The sequence below is a fragment of the Rosistilla ulvae genome, assembly GCF_007741475.1.
Taxonomy (GTDB): Bacteria; Planctomycetota; Planctomycetia; order Pirellulales; family Pirellulaceae; genus Rosistilla; species Rosistilla ulvae.
Genome location: NZ_CP036261.1, coordinates 4,542,021 through 4,561,692, shown reverse-complemented (window position 1 = coordinate 4,561,692; position 19,672 = coordinate 4,542,021). Strand labels below are relative to the sequence as shown.

The window sequence follows — 19,672 nt, the reverse complement described above, 5'->3', positions numbered from 1 at the left end:
ACTCAATCCATCCAATGACCATGAAAACAAACATCTTCGCCATCACATTAACTCTTGCCGGCGCACTCACCGCGGCGACCGCCAACGCGCAATCCGATGCTGCCGCACCAATCGTTGTCAATGTCGATAACTTTAACAAAGCGCAGACCGACTTTGAGTTTGAAGGAATCCTCAAGATGTCGGGCATCAACCAGGTTCACAGCAACCGGACGCCGACGCCAATCGACAAGCAAAATGTGATTCGAATGAACCGCGATACGCTTTACAGTATCGGCGTGATCAACATTTCCAAAGGTGCGACGGTAACGCTTCCCGATAGCGGCAAGCGTTACATGTCGTTGATGGTCATCAATAATGACGGGTATGTGAACGATGTCTATTACGGCGGTGGCTCACATGAATTGACGTTGGAGAAGTTTCAGACGCCTTACGTCGGCGTCGTGATTCGTACCCTAGCGAACCCGGAAGATCCTTCCGATCTGGCGATCGCCCACAAGCTGCAGGACAAGATTCAGATCGATGCCGGATCGGACCAACCGTTTGTTCTGCCGAACTACGACAAAACCAGCTACAAGGCGACTCTCGACGCGATCCTTGAATTGGCAAAGGGGCTGAAGCGATACACCCAGACATTTGGTTCCAAAGCCGAAGTCAACCCGGTTCACTTCATGATCGGCACCGCATCGGCTTGGGGCGGCCTGCCGGACAAGGCGGCTCAGTACATCAACGTCCAACCGAACCTGCCGGTAGGCGAATATGAAATCGTTGTCAAGGATGTTCCCGTCAAAGGCTTTTGGTCGATCAGCCTCTACAACGAAGCGGGCTATTTCCAACAGAACAAGTACAACGCCTACAGTCTCAATAGCCTGACCGCCAAGCCAAACAGCGATGGTTCCTACACCATCCGCTTCGGCGGAGATCCCGATACGACCGAGAACTGTCTTCCGATCATGGAAGGCTGGAACTACGCCGTCCGCATGTATGAACCGAGCCAAGCGATCATCGACGGCAGCTGGACGTTCCCGGGCCCGCCGACCAAACGAAACAAGTGATTCCATTTACTTGCAAAAGAATGAAATCGGCTAGACCTTCACAGGTCACCTTCTCACGACTCTCAACACACTGGATTCCATGAAACTCAACATCATCACCCTCACGCTCACCGCAACGCTCGCCGTGGGAACAGCGTACGGACAAGACGATCCTGCCCGTGAAGCTGCAAAAACAAAAGCGGCATCGATCCCGGCCAAAGTCCAGACGGTCGCCGGTGAACTGAAATACTTCGATGGCGTGCCGATCGGCAACACCAACGACCTTGTCTATGACTACCTGACCCGCTCGCGCGCTCTCGGGGTTTACCTCGACAATGTCGGGGCGGTCTCGATCTATAGCGTCCTTGCCGGCATGGCGGAACAGGGGGCCGACGCCCCAAACAAGATCGCCATCTGGGAACAGATGATGGATTCCCGCACGCCGGTGATCACATCAAATACCTCCACGATGTATGCCTACGCTCCCACCGATCTTGCGAAAGATGGCCCGACCGTCATCGAGATTCCACCCGGCATGCTGGGATTCCTTGACGATGCTTGGCAACGCTTCGTCGGCAACATGGGTGTCACGGGGCCAGACAAAGGAAAGGGAGGCAAATACCTTCTGATTCCGCCTGGCTACACCGGGGAAATCCCAGACGGATATTTCATCCTGAAGCCGCTGACGAACCGGAACTTTCTGTTCCTGCGGGGCTCGGTGAAGAATGGTCTCAAAGCGGCGGTCGAGAATTTCAAGACTGGACTCAAGGTCTATCCGTTGAAAGATGCCGCCAATCCAGCGCCGACGGAACTCGTCAACATGTCGGGTCGCACGTTCAGCACGATCTTCCCGAGCAACCTGGAGTATTTCGAGATCTTGAACAACATCGTCCAGGCCGAGCCGATCGATGCGGTCAACCCGGAAGTGCGTGGGTACATGGCGGCGATCGGCATCGTCAAAGGCAAGCCGTTCAATCCCGATGAGCGGATGAAGAAGCTGCTCATCGAAGCGGCAACGCTCGGCAATGCCGCAGGACGCTCGATCACCTACGATCCGCGGATCGATGGAGTGAAGTTCTATCCCGATACGAAGAGCCAGTGGGTGACGGCTTACGCGAATAAGAACACATCGTTCGAAGCTGACGGAATCATGGGCCTCGATGCGCGGGTGCTGTTCTACTACAACGCCGGCGGCGTGACTCCCGCTATGGCAACGCCTCATGTCGGAGCCGGCTCCGACTACGCATTGGCATTCCTGGATCAAAACGAACAGCCATTTGATGGTTCGAAGACCTACAAGCTGCACCTGCCACCGAACGTGCCAGTCAACAACTTCTGGGCCGTCACTCTCTACGACACCCAGACCCGTTGCCAGCTGCAGACCAGCCAGCTGTTCCCCACCGTCGGCAGCCTGGACAAGGGAATCGAGAAGAATGAGGACGGCTCCTACGACGTCTATTTCGCACCGAAGGCCCCCGAGGGCAAGGAAGGCAACTGGCTTGCCACCAACCCTGGAAAAAGCTGGTTCTGTATCCTTCGCATGTACGGCCCACTTGAACCAAGGATCAACAAGACCTGGCGGCCTGGAGAGGTCGAACTGGTGAACAAGCCGGTCGGCGAAGGCGGCCTGATCGAGGAGATCGAAGAGAAGCTCGAGAAGGCGATTAAATAGGCCTACTGTTATGAACCCTCGCGGATTGGCTCTCACGAGTCGATCCGCGTTTTTTTTTGCCTCTCACAAGCCGGGGCCCTCGGGTGACGCGCCGCGACAGAAGCATCGCGATAGGTACGTGGGCGGACCGCAGGAACGATGGATCGACAAGATCGGGCGTCCGAGCGAGAACAAATTGCTAAACAGGCCAATCGGCGATCGCAGCCTTCCCGCAGAGATCGATGAGGAGGTCGAGGAAGCGATCAAATAGAACTTCGCAATTGAATTCCATTGGCCTAAGCATACGCGTTGGTCCAAGCGTTCAGCAGCGATATTCCCACTTCCCTCTCAATCATCGAACCCTCAACTTCACTCAAATTCATGAATCATCGATTACGCGAAACCTCAAGAGCCCTACTGCTCTTAGTTCTTCTTTCAAGCAGTTCCGCCCTACAGGCACAGCTGCAAACCACCGGCACGCCCGGATCCGCGGCTGCGACGACGACCATCAGCGGCAAGCAGCTTCCGGCTCCGCAACCACCCGGCGAAGGTAAAACCGGACCGACGGTCGCCGATTCAAAAACCTGGTGGCCACCACGCGTCGTCCCTAAAAAAGGAGCCCCCAACGTCTTGTTGATCATGACCGATGACGCCGGTTTTGGTGTCACCGGTACCTTTGGCGGTGTGATTCCAACGCCGGCCTTGGACCGAGTGGCTAACAACGGATTGCGTTACACGCAGTTCAACTCCACCTCGCTCTGTTCGCCCACCCGTGCGGCATTGCTCACGGGGCGCAACCACCATTCGGTAGGCTTTGGCGTGATCACCGAACTTTCCACCGGATACCCGGGTTACGACTCGATCATCGGCGTGGACAACGGGACGATCGGTCAAATCCTGAAAGGGAATGGATATGCCACATCCTGGTTCGGGAAAAACCACAATACACCATCGTTTGCCTACAGCGTGGCGGGGCCGTTTGATCAATGGCCTTCAGGAATGGGGTTTGATTATTTCTACGGCTTCCAAGGTGGCGAAACCGACCAATACACGCCCTACCTTTTCCAGGATCACACTCAAATTTTCCCGTGGAGAGGGAAGCCCGATTACAACTTGTCCACCGATCTGGCGGATGAGGCGATTGCCAGGATGAAAGCGCTCCAGGCCGCGAATTCCGACCAACCCTTCTTTATCTATTACGCACCGGGCGGAACCCATTCACCTCACCAGCCACCCACGGAATGGATTGAAAAGTTCAAAGGGAAGTTCGATATGGGGTGGAACAAGATGCGGGAACAGATCTTTGCGAATCAAAAGCGATTGGGTTTGATTCCCGCCAACACGCAACTGACACCTTGGCCGGATGCCCTTCCCGAATGGGAATCGCTTTCATCCGATGAGAAGAAATTATTCGCGCGGCAGGCGGAGGTGTTCGCAGCTTTTGCCGCCTATACCGATGATGAGATTGGCCGTGTGATCCAACAGGTCGAGGACTTGGGCGAGTTGGACAATACGTTGATCTTCTACATTTGTGGTGACAATGGAACCAGTCCCGAGGGCACACTCTTGGGAACGCCTAACCAACATGCGTCGTTCAACGGTATTCTCGATATTCCCGTAGCGGACCAATTGAAGCTCTATGATGTCTGGGGATCACGGGAAACCTATCCACACATGGCTGTCGGATGGGCCTGGGCATTTGACACGCCCTTCAAATACACCAAGCAGGTCGCATCCCATTTCGGAGGAACTCGTCAGGGGATGGCCATTTCCTGGCCAGGGCATATTGACGATATCGGCGGGATCCGGACCCAGTTTCACCACATGATCGATATCATGCCCACGATCATGGAAGCGGCCGGGGTGAATCAACCTGAGGAAATCAACGGCATCGCGCAAAAGCCAATTCAAGGCACCAGCATGGCATACACCTTTAAGAAGGAGAATGCGAACGCGCCATCCGCGCGCAAGGTTCAATACTTTGAGATGATTTCAAATCGTGGCATCTACAGTGAAGGCTGGTACGCCAATACGGTGCCTCCTCACGGACCATGGATTTTGAATGCAGCCTTCCCTCCGATCGAAGATTACAAATGGGAGTTGTACAACCTGAATGATGATTTCTCTCAAAACCACGACCTCGCCGCGGAAAACCCGGAGAAGCTGAAGGAAATGCAGGCACTCTTCGATCAGGAGGCCAAGAAATACAATGTGTTTCCTCTGGACAACCGTCAGTTCGCTCGTTCGATGGAGCCCAGACCGAGCATGACCGTTGGCAAGACCGAATTCACTTACCAAGGTGTGAATCCTGGGATGTCGGACTCAAACACGGCAAATATCTTGGGACGGTCTTACACGATCACAGCCGAAGTGACGGTGCCGGACGACGGTGGCAACGGCATGATCGTGACTGCCGGAGGCCGGTTTGGCGGATGGGGATTTTACATTCTAAAAGGTGTCCCCGTCTTCGGTTACAACATGCTGGGGCTCGCGCAATACAGATGGGCTGCAAAAGAACCGCTCACCGCAGGGAAGCACACTCTTGTCTATGACTATATCTATGATGGTCCGGGTATCGCAAAGGGTGGTGCCGGAACTCTGAAGGTGGACGGAGTGGCTGTAGATTCGCACGAACAACCCAATTCAATCGCGTTCATCCAGGTGATGGATGAAACCTTTGATGTGGGAGTGGATACACGGACCGAGATCAATGCGAAGGATTATATCCTACCGTTTGATTTCACCGGATCCATCGATCAGCTTCATATCAAGCTTGGCCCCACCCAATTTACTCCAGCCGAACAAAAGCAGATCAAGGATGCTCACGACCGCGTGAACGACTGATCTCATTGACCCATATTTCGAAAAGTTTACCTGGTTCCGGCAGGCCGTCGCGAAGAGCGGGAACGGTTTCAGGGGCGGGCATAAACGAAAGAATCAAACCATGAAAAAAGCGAATCGACTAGCCGCGAAATTCGCAGCACTTGCCTTATCGGCCGCACTTCTATCCGTCCCGGCCTTCGCTGCTGATGGCATTACCGGACGAGTCGAGGCCGGCGGCGCTCCGATCTCCGGGGCTGAGGTGACCCTTTGGCTGGCGGGGCCGGACGCTCCCCAAAAACTCGCCGAAGCGAAGACCAACGAAGATGGCAGCTTCGACCTGGCGTTTGCCGATGGGAAGGGCGACGGCGGCGTGATGTATCTCATCGCGGCGGAGGGAAAGTCGAAGCTATCCTCCGGGAACGGACCGAATCCAGCGACCACCTTGATGGCCACGTTGGGGACCAAAGCTCCCGCGCGCGTGACGATCAACGAGCTGACCACCGTGGCCTCCGCCTGGACCGGTGCGCAGTTTCTGCACGGCATCGTGTTGCGTGGCGATGCACTTGGCCTGAGTATCGCCGCCGGAAACGTGCCGAACCTTGTGAATCTCGAAACCGGTGGGCTGGGACCGGTGATCATGGATCCGCTGAACAGCTCGGAGACCACCACCTTGGCGAAGCTGAACACGCTGGGCATCCTGCTGACTGCCTGCGTCACGGAAAAACCGGACGCGTGCGATAAGCTCTTCGCAGCCGCCACACCGCCGGGCGGCGTCGCTCCGACCAACACGCTGGCCGCGGCGCAAAACATCGCTCGCTATCCGTGGCACAACGCGGACAAGATCTTCGGATTGCTGGACACATTTTATCCCGTCCCCGCCGGAAAGCGGTGGCGCGAGGTGGATCTAATCCCTTACCTCAACTTCGCTCCCAGTTCGTGGACCCTTTCGCTGGTTTACTCCGGCGGAGGATACAACGGTGTCGGCGGCATCGCCATCGACGGTGAGGGCAACATGTGGTCGGCTAACAACTTCCTTGTCGGTGGGCAAACAACGATTTTTGATTGGGTCGGCGGCGGCATCTCGAAGTTCGCGCCGAACGGCAAACCGCTTTCCCCGATGATCAAAGGCTTTCGCGGCGGCGGCGTCGACAGCGCCGGCTGGGGCATCGCGGTCTCCGGCGATGACAAGGTCTGGGTGACAAGCATTATCGGCAGCACCATTTCCGTGTTCGATCGCAAGACGGGGAAGCCTCTTTCGCCAGAGACCGGCTACAACCTCGACGGAAAACTCGGTGCGATGCAGGGCATCATGGTCGCCCCGAATGGCGACATCTGGACGCTCGACAACGACCACAGTCAGATCGTTCACCTGCCCAAGGGGGACGCCTCGAAAGGCCGCATCTACGGTCAGGTCGTCGACGGCAAGCCTGTCGATGGCACCCTCCAACTGAAAAAGCCCTTCGCCCTGGCCATCGACCAAAATGATTATGTCTGGGTCACCAACAGCGGCTCCAACACCGTGACCCGTTTTCCAGCCAACGATCCGGGCAAGGCGGTGGACTTTGAGGTCGGATACAGCCCGCACGGGATTGCCATCGACAGCCAGGGCAACGCCTGGGTCGCCAACTCCATCGGCCACATCGGCATCCGGGAGAAACTGGCCTTCGTCGCGGAGAAGCTCGAAGCGAGGTTTGGGAGTCACGATGGTTCGGCCAGCAAGCGCGCGGCCAAGGAGTGGATCGATCTGTGGGAAATCAGCGACAAGTTTCCCGGTGGCGACGTGTCGATGATACGACCCGATGGAACGGTTCTCGGCCCCTTCAACGCCGGCAAGACGATGAACGGTGCCTGGGGCATTTCCATCGACGGCAATGACAACATCTGGGTCTCGAATTCGATGAGCCACAACCTCTCGCAGTTGTGTGGTGTGCGGACCGAGACCTTCCCGCCGGGACTTAAAACCGGCGATGCGATTTCGCCGCCGGGGGGCTACATCGGCGGCCTGAAAACCATCACGGGCGTCGCCGCCGATTCTGCTGGCAACGTCTGGGTGGCCAACAGCTGGGACCAGACACTTGCCGGCTTCAAACAAGTGCCGGACGAGGCGCTCTCCACCCGCTTTGCCGCCAACACCACGGTGGTCTTCTTCGGCGTGGCCAAACCCGTGCACACGCCCTTGATCGGCCCGGCCAGAGCGGAATAGATCGTCCGTGCGCCAAGCCAACGTTCCTACCAATGGATAACCTGAGAAGTGATTCGCACCCTTATCACCGAAGCTCCAACCCAAGGATAAATCTCATGAAACAAAAATTCATCACCACCCTCGTGTCGGCCGTGGCCGTCCTCGCGCTTTCCCCGATCGGGCAGGCACAAGACGTCACGCCGGAAGAAGCTCGCGCTATCGCCAAGGAAGCCTACATCTACGGATTCCCGTTGGTGGATAGCTATCGGATCCAGTATGCCTACTTCGTCGACAAGGACAGCAAGTCCTACAAGGCACCGTGGAACCAGCTGAAGAACATCCCGGAGGTCTACACACCGGCCGATACCGCCATCCAGACGCCGAATTCGGACACGCCTTACTCTTTCGTGGGCTTGGACCTGCGGGCCGAACCGATCGTGATCAGCGTTCCCAAGATCGAGAAGAGTCGCTACTACAGCGTCCAGTTCATCGACGCCTACACCTTCAACTTCGCCTACGTCGGTTCGCGGGCGACGGGTAACGACGCCGGCAGTTTTCTGATCGCCGGACCAAGTTGGAAGGGTGAGAAGCCTGCGGGAATCAAGCAGGTGATCCGGTCCGAAACGGACTTCGACATGGTCCTGTTCCGCACCCAGTTGTTCAACCCAGCGGACCTTGAAAACGTCAAGAAGATCCAGGCTCAGTACAAGGTGCAGCCGCTGTCGGCATTCCTTGGGACCTCCGCTCCCGCAGCCGCGCCGGCCGTCGATTGGGTCAAGCCACTGACCGAGGAGGAAGAGAAGAGTTCGCTGGAGTTCTTCAACGTCCTCAACTTCGTGCTCGGCTACTGCCCGGTCGATCCCACGGAAGTCGAACTCCGCAAACGCTTCGCCAGGATCGGGGTCGAGGGGGGCAAGAGATTCGATCCCGCGAAACTTTCGCCCGAGATGAAGGACGCCATCGAGATGGGCCGGATCGACGCATGGGAAGCCTTTGCCGGCGACGTCAAATTACTCGAAGTAGGAAAGATTACTTCCGGGGATTGCTTCGGCACCCGCGAGTATATGAAGAACAACTACCTCTACCGCTGGGTCGCCACCATCGGAATCTATGGCAACTCGAAACAGGAAGCCATGTATCCGGTCTATCGGGTCGATTCCGCCGGGGAACCGCTCCGCGGTGAAAACCGCTACACCCTGCATTTCGCCAACGGTGAATACCCGCCGGTCAAGGCCTTCTGGTCACTGACGATGTATGAGCTGCCGCAAAGCCTGCTGGTGGCCAACCCGATCAACCGCTACCTCATCAATTCGCCGATGCTTCCTGAATTGAAAAAGGACGCCGATGGTGGCCTGACGATTTACATCCAGCATGAATCGCCGGGCAAGGAACTGGAGGCCAATTGGTTGCCCGCACCGAAGGGCCCGTTTGCGATGTACATGCGACTCTACTGGCCAGCCGAAGCAGCGCTCGACGGCTCGTGGACGGCTCCGAAACTGAAAATGATGAAGTAAAACCCGTCATCGCTTTTGAACCACGCGGGCCCGTTCACTCGATCCAGCCCGCGGATTGAGCAGTGAGTTTCAACCACCCACCCAACAATCAAGTAAGGAATCCATCCCATGAAAACCAGAACAACAATCGCCGTCGCTCTCGCCCTTACATGCGGTTCCGCATTGGCGCAAAAAACGCCGGGCTACAACGAAAAGATCCCGGTCGAAATCATGACGCCCGACAAAGTCGAGACCAGCATCGGCACGCTCAAGTTCGACGATGGCATCCCCGATGCCGAAACAACGCAGAAACTCTACGACAACCTCGACACGCTCCGCGCGGTCGAGACCTTCCTCAACTTCATTCCCGCCACTTCCATCGAAGGGCTTCGGCTGGGGCAGATCGCACGCGGCGCGACCGAGTGCAACCAAGTGCTCCTTTTCCAGGACTTGTTGGATTCCAATCCGCTGTTCCTCACCGGCAACACCGACACCGTCTATTGCCTCGGCTTGCTCGACTTAAAGAAGGACGGGCCGACCGTGGTCGAAGTCCCGCCGGGTTGCGGACCGGGCACCTGTGATGATGCCTTCTTCCGCTTCGTCATCGACATGGGGATTCCCGGTCCCGATCGAGGCGCCGGCGGCAAGTATCTCATCGTTCCTCCTGGCTATGAAGGCGACGTGCCGAAGGACAAAAAGGAGGGAGGCGACTACTACGTCGCGCACTCACGTAGCTATGTGAATTGGGTGCCTCTTCGCGGGTTCCTCGTCGACGGCAAGACCGACGCCGCGGTGAAGATGTTTAAGGAGGGAGTCAAAATCTACCCTCTGAGCAAGGCCGACAATCCTCCGGCCATGGAGTTCATCAGCTGCTCGAAAGAATTCTTTAACACGATCCACGCCAACACCTACGAGTTCTACGAAGAACTGAACCACGTCATCCAGCAGGAACCCATCGACTTCATTGACCCGGAACTTCGCGGCATCGCCGCCTCCATCGGCATCGTCAAAGGCAAGGAATTCGCCCCAGACGAGCGGATGAAGAAAATCCTGACCGACGGAGTGGCCATTGCCAACGGCACCGCCCGCGCGATCGCTTTCCGCAACCGCGATCCACGCGCGAAAATCTTCGAAGACCGCCAATGGACGAGCGGCTTTATCGGCGGCGACTATCGCTGGCTCGGGGGCGACGGTCTTGCAGGCCGTGATCTCGATGCCCGCACCTTTTTCTTCTACCTCGCCACGGTGAACACACCGGCGATGGCCATGAAGATGGTCGGCAAGGGCTCGCAGTACGCGCTCGTGTTTGTCGACAAGGATGGGGAACCGTTTGACGGCTCGAAGAACTACAAGCTTCACATTCCAGCGAACGCCCCGGCCAAGGATTTCTGGTCGGTCGTCGTCTACGATCCGCAGACACGCTCCGAACTCCAGACCAGCCAGCCCTTCCCCAGCAAGAACAACACGGGTGACAAACTCATCGAGAACGCCGATGGCTCGGTCGATCTCTACTTTGGCCCCAAAGCTCCCGAGGGCAAGGAAGCCAACTGGACCGCCACTGTGCCCAGCAAAGGCTGGTTCGCTTGCTTCCGTCTCTACGGCCCGCTCGAACCATGGTTCGACAAGACCTGGAGACCCGGAGACATCGAACTCGTGAAGTGATCCTCCTTCGCTCTTGAACCACGCGGGCCGGCTCATTCGATCCGGCCCGCGGATTGAGCATCGTATTTCAACCACCCAACCAACAACCAAGTTTGGAATCCATCCCATGAAAAGCAGAACAACGCTTGCGGCAGCCCTTGTCCTAACAACATGCGGTTCCGTTTTTGCCCAGAAAACGCCGGGCTACAACGAAAAGATCCCGGTCGAAATCATGACGCCCGACAAAGTCGAGACCAGCATCGGCACGCTCAAGTTCGACGATGGCATCCCCGATGCTGAAACAACGCAGAAGCTGTACGACAACCTCGACACGCTCCGCGCGGTCGAGACCTTCCTCAACTTTATTCCCGCCACTTCCATCGAAGGGCTTCGCCTGGGGCAGATCGCACGCGGCGCGACCGAGTGCAACCAGGTGCTCCTTTTCCAGGACTTGTTGGATTCCAATCCACTGTTCCTCACCGGCAACACCGACACCGTCTATTGCCTCGGCTTACTTGATTTGAAAAAGGACGGGCCGACCGTGGTCGAAGTCCCACCGGGTTGCGGACCGGGCACCTGTGATGATGCCTTCTTTCGCTTCGTCATCGACATGGGGATTCCCGGTCCCGATCGAGGTGCCGGAGGCAAGTATCTCATCGTTCCTCCCGGCTATGAAGGCGACGTGCCGAAGGACAAAAAGGAGGGAGGCGACTATTACGTCGCGCACTCTCGCAGCTATGTGAATTGGGTGCCTCTTCGTGGGTTCCTCGTCGACGGCAAGACCGACGCCGCAGTGAAGATGTTTAAGGAGGGAGTCAAAATCTACCCTCTGAGCAAGTCCGACAATCCTCCAGCGATGGAGTTTATCGACTGCTCGAGAGCCGATTTCAACACGGTTCACGCCAACAATTTCGAGTTCTACAACGAACTGAATCACGTCATCCAACGGGAGCCTGTCGACTTCATCGACCCGGAACTTCGTGGCATCGCCGCCTCGATCGGGATCGTCAAAGGGAAGGAATTCGCCCCGGACGATCGTATGAAGAAGATCCTGACCGACGCGGTCGCGATTGCTAACGGCACCGCCCGCGCGATCGCTTTCCGCAATCGCGATCCTCGCTCGAAGATCTACGAAGGCAGCCAATGGACGACCGGCTTTATCGGCGACGACTATCGCTGGCTCGATGGCAACGGTCTATCGGGCCGCGATCTCGATGCCCGCACCTACTTCTTCTACCTCGCCACGGTGAACACGCCTGCGATGGCCTTGAAGATGGTTGGCAAGGGCTCGCAATACGCGCTCGCATTCGTCGACAAGGAAGGCGAGCCTTTTGATGGTTCGAAAAACTACAAGCTTCATATTCCAGCGAACGCCCCGGCCAAGAACTTCTGGTCGGTCGTCGTTTACGATCCGCAGACGCGATCCGAACTGCAAACCAGCCGGCCCTTCCCCAGCAAGAACAACAAACGCGATCCACTCGTTGAGAACGCCGATGGCTCGGTCGATCTCTACTTTGGCCCCAAGGCCCCCGAGGGGAAGGAAAACAACTGGATCGCCACCGAGCCGAGCAAGGGCTGGTTCACCGTCCTCCGCCTGTATGGCCCACTGGAGCCATGGTTCGACAAAACCTGGCGTCCGGGGGAAGTCGAACTTGTGAAATAGTGCAGCGCCGACACTGAACTTTAGAGTAGTGGACGAGGGCACGAGTCCTTGCGCGCCAGAGTTCAAGGGGACTCATGACCTCGTCCACTACCATCAGTCCTAGAATCAAAGTTTGACAAACCACTAGGGCTTCGTCACGCGATCCATCCGCTGTTTCCAGTCTTCAAGGTACGCGCGGCGCCAGGTGCTGACGGTCTTGGCTCCGGCGCGGTTGGCTGTGGACAGGCCTGGATCGGGGTTGTCGGTCCAATACTGTTTGCCGTGGTCGGGCGCTACGAAAGCGCCGCCCCAATGCGGCGCTGTGGGATCGTTGGCGTCGCCGCGAAGCAAATAGAGCAGCGACGGCGTGTCGCCCATCTTGATGTCCCGTTTCTTCTGGAAGAAGAGATCGCCGAGCGCGCCGTGCCCCTTCACGTTCTGTTCGACGAATCGAAGGTTGCCCCACTCTCCCTCTTGTACGCCGCCCATGTACATGCCTCGGAAAGTCGCGTCACTCTCGATCCACCACAAGTCCTTGTGATGCTCGAATAAGTAGTCGCGAGCCGCCGGGTCCTGCACCGTATTCCAAGATCCGATCGAATAGAGGCGTATGTGTTCTTTGATCGAAGGATCGTCGTGGATCGCCTGAGCCACGTCGGTGATGCTTCCCCAGACGAGAATCCACAACGGCCGTTTGTCGACGGCATGCGCCCGTTCGATGATCCATCGCGAGCCCTCGGTCGGTTGGGACCAGCCTTTCTGCGGTGCCTTTTCGTGCGCCCCCTGTTTCGCGATCTTCCGCAGCGCATCGGGAGCGGGATAGTCTTCCGGATGGGCTTTGAGGTTCGCGTAATCCCGGCCATAAGCATCGATCACTTCGACGATGTCCTTCGTTCGCCCCGCGTCGGGCGGCGAGGCGATGATACCTTCCAAATCCAAAACGTCGACGTACAACAGTAGATGGACCAGCGATTGAAAGTCGTCCGGGTCGGAACCGCCAATGTCGGTCGAGACGATCAAACGCGGACGATCGCCCTGCAGAGCGCCTCCCGGCGGGGAAGCTGCCAGCGCTGCATTGTTACCGATGGCGAGGACGGATAGAAACGCCAACAAGACGGTCGGGCAGTGGAGGTTGGTCTTCAAAGGAAGCTCCTTGGTTGGGCGGCGATGCAGCGGCGATGATTCCATCATTATGCATGTCGGACGCTGAGGCCGCATCTCGCCGATCGCTACGTCGAGCCTGACGAAGCGGAAAAGAGAAAGATGCCCCTGGGACGATCTTTGTTTCGCGGAGTTGACTTGCCCGTCGCATCGGTTGGGCATCCGGCGATCGGAGAGTCGTTTCGTTTACGCGGCCGATGCGATGCTGCTTCCCGATCGGAGCCCCTTGTCAGAGGCCGTTCTATTTTTGGGCAGACCAGCCCACGGACACCAGCGCAAGTCCAGGTTGCTGTTGCCTATGCCGGCACGACGTACCACTGAATCGGCTGCTTGATCGTCGATGCGTATCGACGATCGAAAAGGAGCCGAATGCCTTGCCGCGACGCCACCGGATGCGTGGACGTCGCGAAACCACATCTGGCGACGTGGCTTACTAGTTTAGAGACTCTTAAGTTTCCGAAACTGGAAGGCGCAGTAAATTGCGACAAGCCCAAAGAGGATCGCGAAACCGCCGCTGATCCGGATCAGCACGCTGGCGGAAAAGAGGGGAGCAAGTGCGAGGACCACACCAAAGAGAATCGAAAAGACGCCATCGAGGATCATCCACCCTTCACCCTCAATCGCTTTCCGCTCGCGAATCGCGACGATGATTTCCAGGATTCCGCTGAGAATCGATCCGGCTGCGATCAACAGCACGACAGTCATTGCCGCCACGGCCCCGATCAGCGCTGGATGCCCCGCAGCAAAAACACCGGCCGCAATCGCCACCACGCCGCGAAAGATCGTCCATCCCCGAGATTCGGTCCAACCGGCAAGCCCCGCGACAACTGCCAAAACACCATCGGCGATCAAGAAGCAACCGATCATGAAGGCCCAAGCCAACAGGGTCAGCCCTGGACTGAACAGGGCGTAGAGCCCCAGCACGATCAACAGCAGACCGCGCAGCAGCAGCACCCACCAGTTTGATCCGATCATATTCAAGATCGGATTGTCATTTTCCATTGGCGATGGGGTGTCATTTGTCGTCGACATTGATTTTGTTTCCTTTTGAATAGCTGCCAAAGCGGCCACAGCGCAATCGCTGTTGGCACCGCTCCTCGTTTGGCGTTCCGAATGCGGACGCATCATACAAGTAAAGGGGAGATACAGCGAACCCCCACAAGGCCCGTCGGAAGAACTGTCACCAAGCGGTCTTGTTGCCCAGGCACAATGGCGTCTCAATCCAACGGTTCGAAGTCCGATTCTTGGAAGTCGGCAACTTCTTTGAGCCAGCGTTCTTGGACAAACTCGACGTGCGCCGGATGATCGCAGTAGGCAGCGAAGTGTTCCGCGGTCTCGAACCACATCGAGATTCCAAAACGGTGCGAGTTCTTGGGGCTCGTCTGCCGGCGGATCTGAAAGTTGTGCACGTTGGGGATCGATGCGAGTTCCGCTGCCGCGGCGAGAAAGTCGCTCTCGGCGGCGGAGTCGGCGGGATGGGACAGTTGGAACGTAACGGTGTGTTCGATGGGAAGTTGGGTCATGGTGAGCGGACTGCCTGTGGAAGCGTGGCCTGGAAGATAGTTGAGGTTGTGTCGGCGGGGGATTCCCGGTGCCAGCCGAAGCGAGCAGACGCGGAGCACCCACAAGCCGATAGGTGAACGGAAGGGCTGGGGTATCCAGCGAGCCGCCGCGGTTGCAAAGCGAGTTCGCGCGGCGATTGCGTACACAGATTATCGGCTGCTTCACCGCACCGCAACGTTCGTGACGACGACCTCCGGGGCGAATCACTCTTTCAAACGGGAGTGTCATAAGAATTGGTAACCCGACGCGTCAGCGAGCAATTCGCGCGGTGCCTCGCTTACGTGTCGGGTTACCAATAATGCCTAAGCTCATGCACTGATTTGCCCTGCCCCCACTTCTTTCCAGTTGACTCCGCCGCGACCGGCGGATATCCTAAATCGCAGATTGACGATTAAAGGGAGTCCATGGCCAAAAAATCAAGTGTTAAACAAGGATGCGATTCGACGCCGGTAAAGCTGGCTGCGGATGCGTCGGCGACCGATTTTGCGAAGCTCGCGTGGGCGATCGCTCATCCGGCTCGCGTTCAAATCGTCCGCTTGTTGATTGGCCGCAAGGCGTGTGTTTGCGGCGACATCGTCGCGCAACTGCCCCTCGCCCAATCGACGGTCTCCCAACATCTGAAGATCTTGAAAGAGTCGGGGTTGATTCAAGGTGAAGTCGACGGGCCCAAGGTCTGTTACTGCATCAACGCCGACCGCCTGGCGCGACTGAAGGAATTGGTTGCCGGATTGTAAGTCCGGTTTTTATTTCGCCTCGATTATCGTACAGCGGCGATAAACGATATTCCGATAGACAAACGTAGAGTTCCAGTTTTCACTTTCCCCGAGGAGCATGAGATGACGACCGTGACGATTTATGACAAGGCGATGTGTTGTTCGACGGGAGTTTGCGGACCGCAGGTCGATCCCGTCCTGCCTCGCTTTGCCGCCGATCTAGACTGGTTGGCCAGCCAGGGACACGAGGTCAAGCGTTTCAACCTGTCGCAAAACCCAACCGAATTCGTCGCCAACCCGATGGTTCAAAAAATGCTTGCCGAAGCGGGCGTCGAATGCTTGCCATTGGTGATCGTCGACCAACAGATCGTCAGTCGCGGTGAATACCCATCGCGCGACAACCTGGCGATGTGGACCGGCACGCCGCTGAAACGCCCCACGTCGCTGCCGGTGACCGGCGGCAGTGGATGTTGCGGCGATACGGGTTGTTGTTAGTTCACCGTTTGTAGTTCAGATTCCCCCGAGGAGCGGTCATGGATCATTTGCAAAACGCGACGCGAAATTTGTTCTTTACTGGAAAAGGTGGCGTTGGCAAGACGTCGCTCGCTTCGGCGACAGCTGTCCAATTGGCCGAAAGCGGCCAACGGGTGCTGTTGGTTTCGACCGATCCGGCGTCGAATCTCGACGAGGTGTTGGGGACGGCGCTCGGCAACGAACCGACAGCCATCCCCGACGTCGCGAATCTGTACGGCATGAACATCGATCCCGAAGCCGCGGCCAACGCTTATCGCGAGCGGATGGTCGGTCCCTACCGAGGCGTGTTGCCCGATGCGGCGGTCAAGAGCATGGAGGAACAGTTCTCCGGATCCTGCACCGTCGAGATCGCAGCGTTTGATGAGTTCTCCAAATTGTTGGGCGATCCTTCGGCGACGGCGGAGTTCGATCATGTGATCTTCGACACCGCACCAACCGGGCACACCTTGCGTCTGCTGACTCTCCCGTCGGCCTGGTCGGGCTTCATGGAATCGAGCGTCTCGGGGACCTCGTGCCTGGGCCCGTTGGCTGGATTGCAAGCGCAACAAGCGATCTACAAACGGACGGTCGCCGCGCTCAGCGATGCCACCGCGACGACGTTGGTGCTGGTGACGCGTCCCGAAGCGTCGGCGTTCAACGAAGCTGCCCGCACGAGTGTCGAGCTGCGAAAGTTGGGCGTCTCGAACCAGCATCTGATCATCAACGGCCTGTTCCAATGCGAAGACGAATCGGGCAGCGACCCGATCGCGACCGCACTGCAGCGCCGCGGCGAAGCTGCCATCGCAGCGATGCCCGATACCGCCAAAGAACTGCCGCGAAGCATCGTGCCCTGGTCGTGGGCGGGGCTGATGGGAATCGAAGCGCTCCGCAATGTCGGCCGCCCGGCCGAGGCGGAAGTCGCGACCGATCAGAGCCCCGCGCCGATCGAGAGCTTCCCAGACGGGCTCGAATCGCTGTTGGACGATTTGGCCGCGCCAGGGCATGGCGTGATTTTGGCGATGGGCAAAGGGGGCGTTGGCAAAACGACAGTCGCATCGGCGGTCGCTGTCGCATTGGCTCAGCGCGGCTTGCAAGTTCACCTGTCGACGACCGATCCGGCGGCTCATGTGACGGCGATGCTGGCCGCGGACCAGTTGCCGGGGCTGAGCGTCGGCCGCATCGATCCCGTACAAGAGACTGAGGACTATCGAGCCGAGGTGCTGCAAACCGCCGGAGCCGACCTCGACGCCGCCGGACTCGCGTTGCTGGAAGAGGATCTGCGATCGCCCTGCACCGAGGAGGTTGCCGTCTTCCGAGCGTTCGCCAAAGCTGTCGCCGAAGGGACCGACCGGTTTGTCGTTTTGGATACCGCACCGACTGGGCACACGGTGCTGCTGCTGGATGCCGCGATGGCCTATCACCGCGAGGTCACTCGGCAGACCAACCAGATGCCCGAATCGGTCGAGAACCTGTTGCCACGGCTGCGCGATCCCGACTTCACCCGCGTGCTGTTGGTTACGTTGCCCGAAGCGACGCCGGTCCACGAAGCGGCAGGCCTGCAAGCCGACCTCCGCCGCGCCGAGATCGAACCGTTCGCCTGGGTCGTCAACCAAAGCCTGCTGCCGTTGGCGGTCAGCGACAGTTCGCTGCGGCGGCGCCAGCACCTGGAACTGCGGTATGTCGAAGAGGTGCAAAACGAACTGAGCCAACGGATCGCCTTGATCCCATGGCAAATCGATCCGCCCACCGGCGTCGAAGGACTCAGCCAGCTGACCGCCGCGAACCACAACCAACCCCATCAACCCGCATCCTCTTGAGGTTCATGCAGATGACAACCACAGCAAAAAAGAAGATCCTGTTTTTGTGCACGGGTAATTCATGCCGCAGCCAGATGGCCGAAGGATGGGCGCGTCACTTTCATTCCGATCGATTGGAGATTCACTCCGCGGGAATCGAAGCGCACGGGCTGAACCCCAACGCGGTGGCGGTGATGCAGGAAGCGGGAGTCGACATTTCCAACCAGTCGTCGAAACTTGTCGGCACGCTGGCCGAAGTGCCCCTGGACATGGTGATCACCGTCTGCGGTCACGCCGACGAAAACTGCCCCGTCTTTGCGTCGCAGACGCAAACCGTGCATGTAGGTTTCGACGATCCGCCGAAGCTGGCTCGCGATGCCGCCACGCCGGAAGAGGCGATGGATCACTTCCGCCGGGTTCGCGATGAGATCCGCGACTTTGCTCGGGATCGTCTACTCAAACTGGTCGGCTAACCGTACCTTTGCGGAGCCGCGGGGGGCGCATCGAGGGAATCTAGACGAGTAATCTGGCCAAGGTCGCGTCGCGGGTTAGAATGGACGCAGATACACCGGTTTGACGCCGGCTCCTATTTCTCGCTGATCAGATTCGACTCTATGGCCATTCGTCTCAAGTGTAAGTGTGGTAAAGACTTAAGTCTCAAGGATGAGCTGGCGGGCAAGTCGATTCGCTGCCCGGGTTGCAAGGAAGTCCTGAAGGTTCCCAGCGGCAACGCCCCGCCGAGTCGGCCCGCTGCCGCCGCCCCGTCGCAACCGAAATCGTTTCCCGCCGCCGCCGCCGCCGCTGCACCAGCATCCGGTGGTGTCGGTTCGTTGTTTGACGACGAAGGGATCGGTCAATTGACCGGACCGGTCTGTATGGCTTGTGCTAAAGAAATGCGTCCGGGAACCGTGATCTGCATGAACTGCGGATACAACACGCAGACGGGAGAGCGGATCCAGGGCTTCACCGAATCGCAGGATGAGGCTTCCGAATTTGGGCATGCGGCGTTGGACGAAGCGGCGGCCCACATGCGTCGCGACGCGAAGGTGCAGCAGCAGATCAGCGGCACGGGGATGCCGGTCTGGATGTTGGCGACGATCCTGATGTGTTTGGCCGGATTGGCGGTGATGGGCGTCTTCGTCAGCAATGCGATCGCGGCAGAGGAAGGGGCGGACGGTTCGTCGCCGGTCCCTCGCGGAATGCTGTTGGCAATCCTGTTGTTTTTGCAAGTTTGCGGCATGTATTTCTGGATCAAGATCATGATCCACGGTTTCAAAGAATCGCCATTGCACGGCTTTCTTTCGCTGTTCATCGGTCTGTATGCGATGATCTATGCGTTCCGGCGTCCGGAGATCAAGACCTACGGCTGGTCGATGCTGACGCTTTCGATCATCTATTCCATTGTCTTCTTTGGCGGCTTCGCTCTGCTTGGCGTGCTAGGGCTTGGGTAATCGGACGATTCG

15 protein-coding genes are annotated in these 19,672 nt (G+C 57.9%); 12 read left to right on the top strand and 3 right to left on the bottom strand.

Annotated features, from left to right (window positions below):
- Positions 1 to 14 precede the first annotated feature (14 nt).
- From EC9_RS16085 to EC9_RS16055, 7 genes are all read left to right on the top strand, one after another.
- Positions 15 to 1,052, top strand: coding sequence for a DUF1214 domain-containing protein (locus tag EC9_RS16085; protein WP_218934188.1), 1,038 nt, complete (start codon positions 15 to 17; stop codon positions 1,050 to 1,052).
- Between the two features lie 79 nt (positions 1,053 to 1,131).
- On the top strand, positions 1,132 to 2,703 hold the full coding sequence (locus EC9_RS16080; protein WP_145346745.1) for a DUF1254 domain-containing protein: 1,572 nt from the start codon (positions 1,132 to 1,134) through the stop codon (positions 2,701 to 2,703).
- Between the two features lie 360 nt (positions 2,704 to 3,063).
- Positions 3,064 to 5,526, top strand: a complete 2,463-nt coding sequence (locus EC9_RS16075; protein WP_145346743.1) for an arylsulfatase — start codon at positions 3,064 to 3,066, stop codon at positions 5,524 to 5,526.
- A 100-nt stretch (positions 5,527 to 5,626) separates the two neighbouring features.
- Positions 5,627 to 7,708 (top strand): hypothetical protein, encoded by a 2,082-nt coding sequence (locus EC9_RS16070; RefSeq protein ID WP_145346741.1) that lies wholly within the window; start codon positions 5,627 to 5,629, stop codon positions 7,706 to 7,708.
- A 95-nt stretch (positions 7,709 to 7,803) separates the two neighbouring features.
- Positions 7,804 to 9,201: a DUF1254 domain-containing protein gene (locus EC9_RS16065; protein ID WP_218934187.1), complete on the top strand. Its 1,398-nt coding sequence runs from the start codon at positions 7,804 to 7,806 to the stop codon at positions 9,199 to 9,201.
- A 108-nt stretch (positions 9,202 to 9,309) separates the two neighbouring features.
- Positions 9,310 to 10,842, top strand: a complete 1,533-nt coding sequence (locus tag EC9_RS16060) for a DUF1254 domain-containing protein (RefSeq protein ID WP_145346737.1) — start codon at positions 9,310 to 9,312, stop codon at positions 10,840 to 10,842.
- A 106-nt stretch (positions 10,843 to 10,948) separates the two neighbouring features.
- The gene (locus EC9_RS16055; RefSeq protein WP_145346735.1) at positions 10,949 to 12,484 is read left to right on the top strand and encodes a DUF1254 domain-containing protein; all 1,536 of its coding nucleotides are present in this window, start codon (positions 10,949 to 10,951) and stop codon (positions 12,482 to 12,484) included.
- A gap of 123 nt (positions 12,485 to 12,607) precedes the next feature.
- On the opposite strand, the gene EC9_RS16050 is transcribed toward EC9_RS16055, so the two are convergent.
- The 3 genes from EC9_RS16050 to EC9_RS16040 all read right to left on the bottom strand — a co-directional run bounded on the left by EC9_RS16050 (position 12,608) and on the right by EC9_RS16040 (position 15,147).
- Positions 12,608 to 13,606, bottom strand: a complete 999-nt coding sequence (locus EC9_RS16050) for a DUF1593 domain-containing protein (RefSeq protein WP_246105719.1) — start codon at positions 13,604 to 13,606, stop codon at positions 12,608 to 12,610.
- Positions 13,607 to 14,062: 456 nt separating this feature from the next.
- Positions 14,063 to 14,656: an HdeD family acid-resistance protein gene (locus EC9_RS16045; protein ID WP_218934186.1), complete on the bottom strand. Its 594-nt coding sequence runs from the start codon at positions 14,654 to 14,656 to the stop codon at positions 14,063 to 14,065.
- Between the two features lie 185 nt (positions 14,657 to 14,841).
- Positions 14,842 to 15,147: a Dabb family protein gene (locus EC9_RS16040; RefSeq protein ID WP_145346731.1), complete on the bottom strand. Its 306-nt coding sequence runs from the start codon at positions 15,145 to 15,147 to the stop codon at positions 14,842 to 14,844.
- A 444-nt stretch (positions 15,148 to 15,591) separates the two neighbouring features.
- On the opposite strand from EC9_RS16040, the gene EC9_RS16035 reads away from it, so the two are divergent.
- The 5 genes from EC9_RS16035 to EC9_RS16015 all read left to right on the top strand — a co-directional run bounded on the left by EC9_RS16035 (position 15,592) and on the right by EC9_RS16015 (position 19,660).
- A complete protein-coding gene (locus EC9_RS16035; RefSeq protein WP_145122105.1) occupies positions 15,592 to 15,921 on the top strand; it encodes an ArsR/SmtB family transcription factor in 330 nt (109 codons plus the stop codon).
- Between the two features lie 102 nt (positions 15,922 to 16,023).
- Entirely contained in the window at positions 16,024 to 16,395 is a 372-nt protein-coding gene (gene arsD / locus EC9_RS16030; protein WP_145346729.1) for an arsenite efflux transporter metallochaperone ArsD, read from the top strand.
- Positions 16,396 to 16,433: 38 nt separating this feature from the next.
- Positions 16,434 to 18,230: an arsenical pump-driving ATPase gene (gene arsA / locus EC9_RS16025; RefSeq protein ID WP_145346727.1), complete on the top strand. Its 1,797-nt coding sequence runs from the start codon at positions 16,434 to 16,436 to the stop codon at positions 18,228 to 18,230.
- 11 nt (positions 18,231 to 18,241) lie between these two features.
- Complete coding sequence (locus EC9_RS16020; RefSeq protein ID WP_145346725.1) at positions 18,242 to 18,682, top strand: arsenate reductase ArsC; 441 nt, start codon at positions 18,242 to 18,244, stop codon at positions 18,680 to 18,682.
- Positions 18,683 to 18,823: 141 nt separating this feature from the next.
- Positions 18,824 to 19,660: a hypothetical protein gene (locus EC9_RS16015; RefSeq protein ID WP_145346723.1), complete on the top strand. Its 837-nt coding sequence runs from the start codon at positions 18,824 to 18,826 to the stop codon at positions 19,658 to 19,660.
- Positions 19,661 to 19,672 lie beyond the last annotated feature (12 nt).